This is a genomic window from Halomonas caseinilytica (assembly GCF_001662305.1).
In the GTDB taxonomy this organism is placed as follows: Bacteria; Pseudomonadota; Gammaproteobacteria; order Pseudomonadales; family Halomonadaceae; genus Halomonas; species Halomonas caseinilytica.
Window position 1 is genome coordinate 228200 of record NZ_BDEP01000016.1, and the last position, 13599, is coordinate 241798.

13 protein-coding genes are annotated in these 13599 nt (G+C 65.1%); 11 read left to right on the forward strand and 2 right to left on the reverse strand.

The genetic code is table 11. From position 1 onward, the window contains the following. Positions 1 to 57: 57 nt before the first annotated feature. Positions 58 to 1845: a bifunctional ornithine lipid synthase OlsF gene (olsF, locus tag A9O65_RS11045; RefSeq protein ID WP_064702133.1), complete on the forward strand. Its 1788-nt coding sequence runs from the start codon at positions 58 to 60 to the stop codon at positions 1843 to 1845. Here olsF and A9O65_RS11050 read toward each other — a convergent pair. Together A9O65_RS11050 and lexA are read right to left on the reverse strand one after the other, a co-directional pair. After that, positions 1842 to 2462 (reverse strand): IMPACT family protein, encoded by a 621-nt coding sequence (locus tag A9O65_RS11050; RefSeq protein ID WP_064699585.1) that lies wholly within the window; start codon positions 2460 to 2462, stop codon positions 1842 to 1844. The two genes, olsF and A9O65_RS11050, sit on opposite strands and share 4 nt — an antisense overlap. Continuing rightward, a complete protein-coding gene (lexA, locus tag A9O65_RS11055) occupies positions 2462 to 2932 on the reverse strand; it encodes a transcriptional repressor LexA (RefSeq protein WP_064699584.1) in 471 nt (156 codons plus the stop codon). Before lexA ends, A9O65_RS11050 begins: the two co-directional genes overlap by 1 nt. A 201-nt stretch (positions 2933 to 3133) precedes the next feature. On the opposite strand from lexA, the gene ccmA reads away from it, so the two are divergent. Genes ccmA through smc form a run of 10 tightly spaced genes read left to right on the forward strand, consistent with a single transcriptional unit; the run spans position 3134 to position 13440 of the window. Then, complete coding sequence (gene ccmA / locus A9O65_RS11060) at positions 3134 to 3778, forward strand: cytochrome c biogenesis heme-transporting ATPase CcmA (RefSeq protein WP_064702134.1); 645 nt, start codon at positions 3134 to 3136, stop codon at positions 3776 to 3778. Beyond that, complete coding sequence (gene ccmB, locus A9O65_RS11065) at positions 3765 to 4502, forward strand: heme exporter protein CcmB (RefSeq protein ID WP_082920012.1); 738 nt, start codon at positions 3765 to 3767, stop codon at positions 4500 to 4502. The genes ccmA and ccmB overlap by 14 nt, the downstream gene beginning before the upstream one ends. A 15-nt stretch (positions 4503 to 4517) precedes the next feature. Beyond that, complete coding sequence (locus tag A9O65_RS11070; RefSeq protein ID WP_064702135.1) at positions 4518 to 5258, forward strand: heme ABC transporter permease; 741 nt, start codon at positions 4518 to 4520, stop codon at positions 5256 to 5258. Beyond that, positions 5258 to 5458, forward strand: coding sequence for a heme exporter protein CcmD (ccmD, locus tag A9O65_RS11075; RefSeq protein ID WP_064699581.1), 201 nt, complete (start codon positions 5258 to 5260; stop codon positions 5456 to 5458). The genes A9O65_RS11070 and ccmD overlap by 1 nt, the downstream gene beginning before the upstream one ends. Next, positions 5455 to 5958 (forward strand): cytochrome c maturation protein CcmE, encoded by a 504-nt coding sequence (gene ccmE / locus A9O65_RS11080; protein ID WP_064699580.1) that lies wholly within the window; start codon positions 5455 to 5457, stop codon positions 5956 to 5958. Before ccmD ends, ccmE begins: the two co-directional genes overlap by 4 nt. Positions 5959 to 5970: 12 nt before the next feature. Next, positions 5971 to 7974 (forward strand): heme lyase CcmF/NrfE family subunit, encoded by a 2004-nt coding sequence (locus tag A9O65_RS11085; protein WP_064702136.1) that lies wholly within the window; start codon positions 5971 to 5973, stop codon positions 7972 to 7974. Further along, positions 7971 to 8501, forward strand: a complete 531-nt coding sequence (locus tag A9O65_RS11090) for a DsbE family thiol:disulfide interchange protein (RefSeq protein WP_064699578.1) — start codon at positions 7971 to 7973, stop codon at positions 8499 to 8501. Before A9O65_RS11085 ends, A9O65_RS11090 begins: the two co-directional genes overlap by 4 nt. Beyond that, positions 8489 to 8998, forward strand: a complete 510-nt coding sequence (locus A9O65_RS11095) for a cytochrome c-type biogenesis protein (protein WP_064699577.1) — start codon at positions 8489 to 8491, stop codon at positions 8996 to 8998. Before A9O65_RS11090 ends, A9O65_RS11095 begins: the two co-directional genes overlap by 13 nt. Beyond that, a complete protein-coding gene (gene ccmI / locus A9O65_RS11100; RefSeq protein WP_064699576.1) occupies positions 8995 to 9942 on the forward strand; it encodes a c-type cytochrome biogenesis protein CcmI in 948 nt (315 codons plus the stop codon). The genes A9O65_RS11095 and ccmI overlap by 4 nt, the downstream gene beginning before the upstream one ends. 3 nt (positions 9943 to 9945) lie before the next feature. Beyond that, positions 9946 to 13440 (forward strand): chromosome segregation protein SMC, encoded by a 3495-nt coding sequence (gene smc, locus A9O65_RS11105; RefSeq protein WP_064702137.1) that lies wholly within the window; start codon positions 9946 to 9948, stop codon positions 13438 to 13440. Positions 13441 to 13599: the final 159 nt, after the last annotated feature.

Sequence of the window (13599 nt, forward strand, 5' to 3'; positions counted from 1 at the left end):
TCCGCTCCTAGCCTATAAGGCATCGGCGCTGCGGCGCCCGACTGGAGGGAGTGGCGGATGCTCGATATCGAGGAATCCCTGCTGGGCAAGGCCCCTCGAATCGCGACCTGGCCCGCTTGGGTGAGGGGAGCGCTGGTGGCTGGGCTGCGCCGACTGGTGCACGAGCGTGAGGTCAATGCCTTCCTGGCACGGTACGGGCGACTCGGCTGGCTCGAGTTCATCGACCAGGTCTTCGACTACTTCCGGTTCGGCTATACCCTGTCGTCCCGGGATCGCGACAACATTCCCGCCACCGGCCGGGTGGTCATCGTGGCGAATCATCCCCTGGGGGCCCTGGATGGTCTGGCCCTGCTCCGGATGGTCGCCGAGCTACGACCCGATGTGCGGATCCTCGCCAGCGACCTGTTGCTGCAGATCGCTCCCCTGCGGGAGGTGATCCTGCCGGTGGATAACCTGACCCGGAAGGGCTTTCGCCGCAGCCTCGAGCGCATGATCGGCGCGCTCGAGGAAGACCGTGCGGTGATCGTCTTCCCTGCCGGTGAGGTTTCCCGGGCGGGGCCTGCCGGCGTTCGCGACGGCAAGTGGCTGTCGGGGTTTCTGCATGCCGCGCGTCGTACCAATGCACCGATCCTGCCGGTACATGTCGGGGGCCGCAATTCATCGCGTTTCTATAGCCTGTCGTCAATGCGCGGGCCGCTGGGTACCTTGATGCTGCCCAGCGAAATGTTTCGCCAGCGCGACCGACAGATTCCCTTGCGAGTCGGGGGCCTGATTCCGCTGGCACGCTTCGACCGGGACGACCTGACCACGCCGGTCAAGCTGAAGCTGCTGCGCAAGCATGTCTATCGGCTCGGGCGTGGTCGCAAGGGCGTGTTTGTCAGCGAGACCGGCATCGCCCGTCCGGAAAATCGCCAGCGCCTGCGGGAGGAACTGCGCGAGGCGCGTTGCCTGGGCGAGACGGCGGACGGCAAGCGGATCCTGCTGTTCGACAGCCGGCCCGACTCGGCGGTGATGCGCGAGATCGGCCGCCTGCGCGAGATCACCTTTCGTCGCGTCGGCGAGGGAACCGGAAACAAGCGCGATCTGGACGACTTTGACAACCACTATCGCCACTTGATCCTGTGGGACGATCAGGACCTGGAGATTGCGGGCGCCTACCGGCTCGGCGAGGTCGGCGAGATTCTCGATCGGCTGGGCGTGTCGGGGCTTTACAGCTCGACGATCTTCCAGCTCGAGCCGGCACCCTGGTCGCAGTGGCGTCATGGCCTGGAGCTGGGGCGAAGCTTCGTGCAGCCACGCTACTGGGGGCGCCGCAGCCTAGATTATCTCTGGGTCGGCCTCGGTGCTTACCTGCGCGAGCACCCTGAGGTTCGCTGGCTGTTCGGGCCGGTGACCATTCCCAACCTGATGCCGCCTCTGGCCAAGGAGCTGCTGGTGGGCTATTACCAGCACTACCATGGCGACGGCGACACCCGGATTCGGCCTCGGGCTCCTTTCCGACTGTCGCGAGCCGGACAGCAGGAAGTGGAGCGGTTGCTGCGGGGTGACGATGCCAAGGAGGATTTCCGGCGTCTGCGCCATGCCCTTCATGCAATGGGCGCCGGCGTGCCGGCGCTCTACAAGCAGTATATCGACGTCGTCGAACCCGGCGGGGCGCGCTTTCTGGCTTTCGGCGTGGATGCCGGCTTCGGCTACTGTACCGACGGACTGGTGGTGGTGGACGTCACGCGCTTGAAACCTGAGAAGCGTGCGCGCTATATCGGCGAGATGGCAGGGCGCGATGCAGGGCGAAACGTGGCGGCTGCCGAACCGGCGGTTCCCGTGTCGTCCGCACTCGGTGACTAAGGCGTGTCGAGCAGGGTCATGCGGCCCTTGAGTCGGGCATTGAGAGGCTCGAGATCTCGTTCCATGTCGCTTGGCCAGCCCAGGGTCAGGATCACGCCATCGGCCTGATAGTCGGCGTGCTCGATGGGGATGTCATGCTCGCCGCACCAGGCGCGGGCCCCGGCTTCGCCAGCGAAGTCGACCCTGAGGGTCAGGGGCCTGCGCTCGATGACCTCGCGCCTGGGCAGGGTGTCGAGGGCCTCGCTGACGGCTTGTGCGTAGGCCCGCGCCAGGCCTCCCGTGCCAAGCTTGATGCCGCCGAAGTAGCGGATGACCACGCAGCCGACTTGCCCGAGTCCGGCGCCTTCCAGCACCTGGAACATGGGGCGGCCAGCGGTGCCGCCGGGTTCGCCGTCGTCGGAGAAGCCGATGGCGTTCTGTTCTCCGGGAGGGCCGGCGATGAAGGCGCTGCAATGGTGACTGGCGCCGGAATGGGTGCGACGAGCCTCGGCCAGCAGGGCCTCGAAGGCCGGCGAGTCCGGGATGTGGGCGGTCCAGGTGATGAACCGGCTGCGCTCGATTTCCAGCTCGGTTTCGTGCCAGGCGCCGTCGGCGATGTCGGGGACAGCGTAACGCATCAGGCGGCGAGGTCCGGTTGGCGCACCACACCCATCACCATGCCCAGTACCTGGATATCGCTGTTGTGCAGGTAGATGGGGGCCATCGACTCATTGGCCGGCTGCAGGCGCACGCCGGACTTCTCGATGTAGAACTTCTTCAGGGTAACCTCCTGATCGTTGATCATCACCACCGCGGTCTCACCGTTCTCGGCGCTCTCGCGACGCTCGATGATAATCACATCCCCATCGAAGATGTTGCAATCGATCATGGAGTTGCCGTGCACACGCAGGGCGTAGGTGTTGCGCCTGACCATGCGCGAAGGCACCTCGATGCTGCCGGCGTCGAGGCAGGCTTCGATGGGCATGCCTGCCGAGACACGGCCAAGCAGGGGAATCTCCACCAGATCCTCGGCGTCGATGGGCGACCAGGAGGCAGCCAGGGGCAGGTTGGGCTGACGGAACAGGTACTGTGCTGTGGAAGTTGGCATGGCGCGACGTCTCTCCGTTGGCGATGACTGTCGATTCATACAGTACTTTGCCAGCATAGCAGGAGACAGGAATCTGGCAAGGGCATTCCGAAAGGCCAGTAATCTGCAAAGTGTGCTCATTTTGATGGCACTTTTGTATACTGGATATGCAAATCTTTTGCGTGTACAGTTTCGGCCAGATTCCCCGGTTCGGAGTACGCCTTGAGCCTCTGCCTGGAAGCCCGAAAGCTGGCCTGTGAACGGGATGATCGTTGGCTGTTTCGCGATCTCGAACTGGTCATCCGCGGTGGCGAGGTCCTGCGTGTCGAAGGGCCCAATGGCAGCGGCAAGACCACTCTGCTCAAGATCCTCTCCGGCCAACTGACAGATTACCGGGGGGAGCTCTTCTGGCAGGAGGAGCCGTTGCACAAGGCGCGCCGGGACTTTCTCGCCAATCTGCTCTATCTCGGCCACGCTCCAGGCGTCAAGGCGGCCTTGACGCCACTCGAGAATCTGGCCTGGTATCAGGCCCTGGCGGGTGCCGGGAGCGCCGAGGCGGATCGAATGTCGGCCCTGGAGGCGGTAGGGTTGGCAGGGTTCGAAGATCTTCCAGCCGGCCAGCTTTCTGCCGGCCAGCAGCGTCGGGTGGCGTTGGCGCGCCTCGAGCTGACGCCGCGCCCGCTCTGGATCCTCGACGAGCCCTTCACTGCCATCGACCGCGAGGGTGTTGCCGATCTGGAAGCACGCCTGGCAGCGCATGTGCAGGCAGGAGGAAGCGTGGTGCTGACCACGCATCAGGCGCTGCATGTACCGGTACCGATGCGCCGCATACGGCTGGGCGAGGGGCATGGCCATGTCGCGTCCTGAGGCCCGTTCGGCTATCGTGAGCCCTGATCGGGCACGAGGCGTCGACGCCAGCCTCACGTCGGCGCTGTACGCGACCATGCGGCGAGACCTGATACTGCTGCTGAGGCGTCCTGGTGCCGTGCTCAATCCCCTGGCGTTCTTTGCCCTGGTGATCACCCTGTTCCCGATCGGCATCTCGCCGGATCCGGAACTGCTGGCGATCATCGCGCCGGGCCTGCTATGGGTGGCGGCGTTGCTCGCGGCCTTGTTGTCGCTGGATGGCCTGTTTCGCGAGGATGCTGAAGATGGGGCCCTCGAGCAGTTGCTGCTGGCTCCCCATCCCTTGCCGGCATTGGCGTTGGCCAAGGTGGCGGTGCACTGGCTGACGACCGGTCTGCCATTGGCACTGATGGCCCCAGTGCTGGGCGTCATGCTTTCGCTGCCACTCGGCAGCTACGGGGTGCTGGCGTTGTCGCTGGCGCTGGGCAGCGCCACGCTGAGCGTGATCGGCGCCATCGGCGCGGCCTTGACCGTTGGCGTCTCCCGGGGTGGGGTGCTGCTGTCGTTGCTGGTCCTGCCGCTCTATGTCCCCGTGCTGATCTTCGGTGCCGGCGCCGTTCAGGCAGCGATTGCAGGCAGCGGCGTGGCAGCGCACCTGGCCTTGCTTGGCGCCTTGCTGGCGGCAGCCCTGGTGTTTGCGCCCTGGGCAATCGCGGCGTCGCTGCGTATCAGTCTCAACGGTTGAGGTATCGTCACGTCAATGTGGGCCTTCATTCACAAGCTCGGTTCCCCGAAAGTGTTCTATGCCCTCAGCGCGCGTCTGTCGCCCTGGTTCTGGACGGCGGCCGCCGTGCTGATCGGGACCGGGGGCGTCTGGGGGCTGGCCTTCGCACCGGCCGACTATCAGCAGGGTGACAGCTTTCGCATCATCTATGTTCATGTGCCGGCGGCCTTCCTGGCTCAGTCGATCTTCGTCGTCATGGCTCTGGCCGGACTGGTGTTCATGGTCTGGAAGATCAAGCTGGCTGACATGGCGGCCACGGCGATGGCTCCGCTGGGCGCCGGCATGACCTTCGTGGCGCTGTTGTCCGGTGCGGTGTGGGGAGTGCCGACCTGGGGAACCTGGTGGCAGTGGGATGCCCGCCTGACCTCGATGCTGATCCTGTTCTTCTTGTACATCGGCGTGATCGCCCTGCGCGGGGCCTTCGGCAGTCGCGACGCTGGCTCGCGGGCGGCCTCGGTGCTGACCATGGTCGGGGTGATCAATATTCCGATCATCAAGTACTCGGTGGACTGGTGGTACACCCTGCACCAGCCCGCCACCTTTTCCATTACCTCGCGCCCGGCGATGCCCACCGAGATGTGGTTGCCGTTGTTGATCATGGTGCTGGGCTTCTATAGCTTCTTCATCGCCGTGACCTTGACGCGAACACGCAACGAAATCCTGCGTCGCGAGTCTTCCAAGCGTTGGGTGCGCGACCTGGTCGGGGAGGCTGGCTGATGGCTTTCGATTCGCTCGCCGCCTTTTTATCCATGGGCGGTTACGCACCCTATGTCTGGCCCGCCTACGGCGCCACCCTGCTGTTGCTGCTCGGTGTGGTATGCCACCTGAGCCTGGAGCGTCGACGGCTGTGGCGCGAGCTGCGTCGCCGCGCGAGACGCGAGCGGCACCAGTCGCGAGACGGAGGAACGACGCCATGAGAGCCAGACGCAAGCAGAGGTTGCTCGTCATTCTTGGCCTGGTCGCCCTGGTGGCGATTGCCGTGGGGCTGACGCTCTATGCCTTGCGCAGCAATATCAACCTGTTCTTCAGTCCGGTGCAGATCGTGGCTGGGGAAGCGCCACTGGAACGCCAGATTCGTGCCGGTGGCATGGTCAAGGAAGGTTCCGTGACGCGCGATCCGGAAAGCCTGGACGTGACCTTCAGCGTTACCGATTACGTCGAAGAGGTTCGCGTGCACTACAACGGCATCCTGCCTGATCTGTTCCGCGAGGGGCAGGGCGTGGTGGTGGTCGGTCGGCTGCAACCCGAGGGCTGGGTACGCGCCGACAAGGTGCTGGCCAAGCACGACGAGAACTACATGCCGCCTGAGGTGGCTGAGGCCCTGGAGGAGGCCGGCTATGCGCCGGAGGACTATCAGGACAAGGCCGCCGAGGTGGGAGAACGGCTGGACGCCGAGCGGCGTGCCGGCCAGGAGTGATGCGGAGTCGCCATGCTGATCGAGATGATCCCCGAGATTGGCCATTTCGCCTTGGTCATCGCCCTGCTGATGGCGGTGGTGCAGGCGTTTGTGCCGCTGGCCGGGGCGGCAACGCGTCGGCCGTTGTGGATGGCCTATGCCCGCCCCATGGCGACCGGCCAGTTCGCCTTTTTGATCGTGGCCTACGCCTGCCTGACGGCCAGCTATCTGCTGGATGACTTCAGCGTGGCCACGGTGGCCAACAACTCGAACTCGATGCTGCCCTGGTACTACAAGTTCAGCGCTGTCTGGGGCAACCACGAGGGTTCGGTGCTGTTGTGGAGCCTGATCCTCGGCGCCTGGACCTATGCCGTCTCGCATTTTTCCCGGGAGCTGCCCCGGGACATGCTGGCCCGGGTACTGGGCGTGATGGGGCTGATCAGCACGGGTTTCTTGACGTTCGTGCTGGTGACTTCCAACCCCTTCGCGCGGCTGTTGCCCAATGTGCCGACCGATGGTGCCGACCTGAACCCGCTGCTGCAGGATATCGGCCTGATCATCCACCCGCCGATGCTCTACATGGGGTATGTCGGCTTCTCGGTGGTCTTCTCCTTCGCCATCGCGGCCCTGATGGGCGGCCGTCTGGACGCGGCTTGGACACGCTGGGCGCGACCCTGGACCAATGTGGCCTGGGCCTTTCTCACCGTAGGAATCGCACTGGGTAGCTGGTGGGCCTACTACGAGCTCGGCTGGGGCGGCTGGTGGTTCTGGGACCCGGTGGAGAATGCCTCGCTGCTGCCCTGGCTGGCTGGCACTGCGCTCATCCACTCCCTGGCGGTGACCGAGAAGCGGGGTGCCTTCAAGAGCTGGACGGTGCTGCTGGCCATTTCGACCTTCTCGCTGTCGTTGCTGGGCACCTTCCTGGTGCGTTCAGGCGTGCTCACCTCGGTGCATGCCTTCGCCAACGATCCATCGCGGGGGCTCTTCATCCTGGTGCTGCTGGGTATCACCGTGGGGGCGTCCTTGCTGCTGTTCGCGTTGCGCGCTCCAAGAGTCGGCCATCGGGTGGGCTTTACCTGGCTGTCTCGCGATGCCTTGTTGCTGATCAACAACATCCTGCTGGTGGTCATGACGATCACGGTACTGCTGGGGACCCTCTACCCGTTGCTGCTCGATGCCTTCGGGCTCGGCAAGATCAGCGTGGGGCCGCCTTACTTCAATGCCCTCTTCGTGCCGCTGACGGTGCTTCTCTGCATCTTCATGGGCCTGGGGCCGCTGGCGCAGTGGAAGCGCATGAGCGTTCGCGTCCTCTGGCGTCGCACCTGGCTGGCCGGTGGCATGGCCCTGGTCATTGCCGGAGCCGTTCCACTGCTGTACGACGGCGAGTGGAATCTGCAGGTTTCGCTGGGGCTGGTGGCGGCGTTGTGGATCGTACTGCCGATGCTGCGTGGGCTGCTGGACAAGACGCGCCGCGGGCCCTCGCGGATGGCTGCCCTGCGCAAGCTGTCGCTGGCCTACTGGGGCATGCTGCTGGCGCATCTGGGCGTGGCCGTGACCATTGTCGGGGTCAGCGTGGTGGCCAACTACTCCATCGAGCGCAATGTCCGCATGGGCGTCGGCGATACGGCCAGTCTGGCCGGCTATACCTTTACCTTGACCGAGCTCGCCGAGCGCCGCGGACCCAATTTCGTCGCCGATACGGCGCGCCTCGAGGTGCAACGAGGCGATAATGACCGGCATTTCGTGATGATGCCGGAGAAGCGCCTGTATCTCGCCACCGGCATGCCGATGACCGATGTAGCCCTGCGCCCGGGGCCACTGCGTGACCTCTACGTGGCCATGGGCGAGAAGCTGGAAGATGGTAGCTGGGCCTTGCGGCTCCAGTACAAGCCCCTGGTACGCTGGCTGTGGTTGGGTGGCCTGTTGATGGCGATCGGCGGGCTGCTGGCGGTGATCGATCGTCGCTATCGTCGTGCGGTGACGGCCCGTGACCCGGAGCGTGCTGCCCTCGAGGACTCGCGGGAGGTCAGTGCATGAAGCGTCGAGTGCTACTGTTGTTGCCGTTGTTGGGATTTCTCGTGCTGGGCGCTGTCTTGTATCGCGGTTTGTCGATGGACCCATCGAACCGTGATTCGGCCATGGTGGCCCGGGATTTCCCCGAATTCGAATTGACCACCCTGGCCGACCCCGAGCGCCGGGTGGATGCCTCGTTGCTGAAGGGGGAGGTGACCCTGGTCAATGTCTGGGGAGAATGGTGCCCGACCTGCAAGCAGGAAATGCCCCAGCTGCTCGAGCTGGCCGAGCGTGGCGTACGGCTGGTGGGGGTCGACTACAAGGATACCCGAGCCAAGGGGCGCGCCTTTCTGGACGAGTTCGGCGATCCCTTCGAGGTCAACATCTTCGATCCGGAAGGTAGCCTGGGCTTCGATCTCGGCGTCTATGGCGCGCCGGAGACCTTCCTGGTCGACGCCGAGGGGGTGATCCGCTATCACCATACTGGCTATATCGCTCCTGACGATGTCTCCCGCGTGATCATGCCGGAGGTGGAAAAATGGCGCGACTGAATGTCTGGCTGTTGATCCTGCTGGCGGCGCTGTCGCTGCCGACCCTGGCCGCCGTCGAGGTGCGCCAGTTCGACGACCCGGTCATGGAGCAGCGCTATCGCGACCTCACCGCGACGCTGCGTTGCCCCAAGTGCCAGAATCAGTCGATCGGCGATTCCGATTCTCCCATCGCCGGCGACATGCGAGAGCGCGTCTACCAGCAGTTGCAGCAGGGGCGGTCGGACAAGGAAATTCTCGACTTCATGGTGCACCGCTTCGGTGACTATGTGCTTTATAATCCACGCCTGGAGGGACGTACCCTCTTGCTGTGGGGCTTGCCCGCAGCCCTGGTGCTGCTCGGCGTCGTGCTGGTGCTCATGCTGGTGCGGGCCCGGCGCCACGTTGCGGCGCGCGGGCTCAGCGAGGCGGAGCGTGCCCGACTCGATGCCCTGGTTCACCGCCAGGGCGTGGATCGAGACACCCATCAAGACACCGTTCACGATAAGAGGAACGAATGACCCAGCTCTGGTTCGCCTTCGCCCTGCTGTTGCTGCCGGCCTTGTGGTTGTTGATCCTTCCGCTCCGTCGGGCGGAGGGGGTGCGGGCAGCCCAGCAGGTCGCCGAGGCGAACGAACTCGATGTCGAGCAGAATCTCGCGATCTATCGTCGCCGCCTGGCATCGCTGGAAGCGGCGAGGGAGCGGGGAGACATCGGCGACGAGCGCTTCGAGGAAGACCGGCTGGAGCTGGAGCGCAGTCTGCTCGAGGATACCGAACGGGCGAACCGCCGCCCCTTGAAGTCGGCCTTGTCGGGCCGTCTGCTGGTGCCGATCGCGATGATCTTCCTGGTGGTGGCCAGCGTGTTCTGGTACCGCCAACAAGGGGCCGAGGGCGACCTGGCGTTGCGTGCCGCGCAGCAGCAGGTCCTGCAGCAACCCGATGCCTCGGTGAGCGAGCTGGTCGAGGCACTCGAGCAACAGGCTGCACGCCAGCCGGAGAATGCCAATGTCTGGCGCTCGCTGTTCCCCCTCTATCGTGACACCGGACGGGTCGCGGAGGCCGAGTCGGCCCTGCACCGCTTGATCGAACTGGAAGGCCGGCAGCCCGCGCTGCTGGCCGAGCTGGCGCAGTTGCGCTACTTCGCCGAGGGCCGCACGCTGGGCGAGGATACCCAGGCACTGGTCGACGAGGTGCTCGCCGAGGCGCCCGACCAGCCCACGATATTGGGCATGCTGGGTATCGAGGCGTTCGAGAACGGCGAGTACCGGCTGGCCATCGATCGCTGGCGCCGGGCCATTGCCGGCATGAGCGACAACCGTTCCGCCGAGGCCCTGCGCCAGGGCATCGAGACCGCCCAGCGTCGGCTGGCGGCTGCCGGGGAAGCGAGCGACGAGGAACGACGCAACATGACATCGGGGAAGAACGAGTCGCCCGATGCCGTCATCGACAAGGTAGTCGAATAATTCATGCGCCTGACATCCATTCGCCTGGCTGGCTTCAAGTCCTTCGTCGATCCCATCAGCGTTCCCTTCGATGGCAACATGACGGCCATCGTCGGGCCCAACGGCTGTGGCAAGTCCAACATCATCGATGCCGTGCGCTGGGTCATGGGGGAATCCTCGGCCAAGACCCTGCGTGGCGAGTCGATGGCCGACGTCATCTTCAATGGCTCCACCGGCCGTAAGCCGGTGGGCCAGGCCTCCATCGAGCTGATGTTCGACAACCGTGACGGCTCCATGGGCGGTCCCTACGCCCAGTATGCCGAGATCTCGGTGAAGCGTCAGGTCACCCGTGAGGGGCAGTCCAGCTACTTCTTCAATGGTCAGAAGTGTCGGCGTCGGGACATCGCTGACCTGTTTCTCGGCACCGGCCTGGGGCCGCGCTCCTATGCCATCATCGGGCAGGGCATGATCTCGCGGTTGATCGAATCGCGTCCGGAGGAATTGCGCGCGACCCTCGAGGAAGCGGCCGGCATCTCCAAATACAAGGAGCGTCGTCGCGAGACCGAGAATCGCATGCGTCGTACCCAGGAGAATCTCGAGCGCCTGGAGGACATCCGCGAAGAACTGGACAAGCAGCTGGAGAAGCTCAAGCGCCAGGCCGACGCGGCGCGACGCTACCAGACGCTCAAGCAGGAAGAGTACCAGCTCAAGGGAGAGCTGGCGCTGCTGCGCGGCCGTGCCCTGAAAGCCAGTCAGGACGAGGAGCAAGCACGGGTCGGTGAGCTCGAGACCGCCGTGGAGCGTGAAGTGCTGGGCCTTCGCCAATGCGAGACGCGTCTGGAAGAGGCCCGGGCGGAACATGATCGCCTGGCGTCCGAACTCGAGGGATACCAGGCGCGCTTTCATGAAACCACCACCGCGATCGCTCGTCTGGAGCAGGATCTCGAACATACCCGCGCCCGAGACCAGCAACTGGCCCGCGACCTGGAAAGCGCCCGCCGTGAACTGCATGACCTGAAGCAGGTGGGCGAGGACGACGGTGAACGTCTGGCCCGGCTCGACGAGCGTCTCGAGACCCTGGGGCCCGAGCAGGAAGAGGTGGCCGAGCAGCTTGCCGAGTTGGAAGCCGCCCTTGAGGAAGCCGAACCCCTTGCCGAGGAGGCCGATGCTGCCTGGGAAGCCTTCGGCGAGCGCTGGCAGGAGGATAGCCGTGAGGCCGAGCGCGCCCAGGACCGCCTGCGCGAGCAGGAGTCGCGGCTCGAGCGCATCGAGGAGGACGCGCGCAAGCGCCGCCAGCAGCGCGAGGAACTTCCCGACATTGCAGCACTCGAAGCCCAGCGAAGCGAGGTCACGGAACGCCTGGCCGAGCTCGAGGAGCGGCTGGCGTCCAGCGAGGAGCGACGCGAGACCTGGCAGGAGAGCCGCGATGCCGCCCGTGAGCGGGTTCGCGACGCCGAAGAGGCACGGGAGCTCGAACGCCAGCGGCGCAGTACCTTGCAGGGCGAGCTGGCTTCCCTCGAGGCCCTGATTCAGGCAGCGCTCGCCGATCATGATGAGCACCTGGATGCCCACCTGGCCGAGCATGGCCTGGAAGGCAGCGCTCGGCTCGGCGAGCGGCTCGATGTCACGCCGGGCTGGGAAGATGCGGTCTCCTGGGTGCTGGCGCCCTGGCTCAAGGCGCGCGTGGCCTCGCCGGACGATGGCGCCCGTGTTCTCGCCCCCGAACTGAACGCCGAACTGGGGTTGCTGTCAGGAGAGGAGCGTTTGGCGCCGCCCGGCAGCCTCGCCGCCGAGGTGTCGGGGGCCGGGGCGGCAACCCAGTGGCTGGCGACGATTCGCTGCGCTGCCTCGCGGGAGGAAGCCTGGGCCGGCCAGGCATCTCTGGCGCCCGGCGAGAGCCTGATCACTGCCGATGGCCTCTGGGTGGGCGACGGCTGGGCCCGGCATCGAGGCGGTGAGGAGGGCCCCGATGCCTTGCTGGTCAGCCGCCGTCGCGAGGCCGAGGTACGCGAGGAGCTGGCGGCGGTGGAAGCACGGCTCGACGCGCTGGAGGCTCGGCTCGCCGAGGCCAACGAGGAGGTCGAGCGGGCCGAATCCGGTCTGGAGGAGGTCCGTATCGAGCAGCGTGACCTGGATCAGCAGCGTCAGCAGCTGGCCGTCCAGGACAGCGGGCTGGCCAGTCGTCTCGAACATCTCCAGGGCCGAGCCGCCGAGCTTGCCGAGGAAGTCGAGGGGCTGGAGGCGTCCGCCGAGGAAACGCGCCTGGCCATCGAGGAAACGCGGGAACACTGGCAGGCCGCGATGGCTCGGCTCGAGGAAGGTGCCGAAACGCGCGAGCGTCTGGAGCGGGAGCGCCGCGAGGCGCGCGAACGGCTGACATCGTTGCGGTCGCGACAGCGTCCTCTCGCCGAGCAGTCCCAGCGCCTGGCGCTGGAGCATCAACGCCTGACCACCGAACGTGCGGGTCTGGCGGAACAGCAGGGACGTTCCGGCGAGGCCCGCCAGCGTCTCGAGCAGCGCTGCGCCGAACTGGAAGAGGAACGCGAAGGACTGCATGAGCCCGATGAGGAACGCCGTGAACGGCTCGACGAGTTGTTGCATCGTCGCGAGCGCGAGGAGCGAGAGCTCAACGAGGCCCGCTCTCGTGCGGCCTCCCTGGTCGAACGGCTACGCGAGGATGAACAGGCGCGCCAGACCCATGAACGCCAGCTCGAGGGCATTCGCGAACGCCTGCAGGAATCGCGCATGCAGGTCCAGGCCCTGGCCCTCAAGGCCGAGGCCCAGGACGAGCAGCTAGGTGAGTTGGGACACGATGCCGCTGCCCTGGCCGAGTCGCTGGACCCGAATGCCACCGAATCCGCCTGGCAGACGCGGCTGGAGGAGGTCGGCGAGCGTATCCGCCGGCTCGGCGCGATCAACCTCGCGGCCATCGAGGAATACGACCAGCAGGCCGAGCGGCGCGATTATCTCGAGGCCCAGCATGTTGAACTCAGCGAGGCGCTGGAGACCCTGGATCGGGCGATCCGGCGTATCGATCAGGAAACCCGGACGCGTTTTCGCGATACCTTCGAGCGAGTCAATACGGGTCTGCAGACACTTTTTCCCAAGATCTTCGGCGGCGGGACCGCATGGTTGACCTTGACCGGCGACGATTTGCTGGAGACCGGGGTCGCCATCATGGCCAGGCCACCGGGCAAGAAGAACAGCACCATTCATCTGCTCTCCGGGGGAGAAAAGGCACTGACTGCGTTGGCCATGGTTTTTGCTATCTTCCAACTCAATCCGGCACCCTTCTGCATGCTGGATGAAGTGGATGCACCATTGGATGATGCCAATGTGGGACGCTATGCCAAGCTGGTTAAGGAAATGTCGGAGTCGGTCCAGTTCATCTATATCACCCACAACAAGATTGCCATGGAAGCGTCGGAGCGACTGATGGGGGTGACCATGCAGGAGCCCGGGGTCTCACGTCTGGTTTCGGTGGGCGTCGAGGAGGCGGCGGCCCTTGCCGAGGCGTGATGAGGCTTGAACGATAATGGTGAAAGGGTTTACAAGGAAGGTAACAATGTTGCATTGCAGGTACGTACAGGGATTGATGAAGGGCGATTGCGCAGGGCCTTGTCGACACTCGGTGAAAAAAATCCGAGCTTGACAAACAAAAAAAGTGGTCCTTTTTCG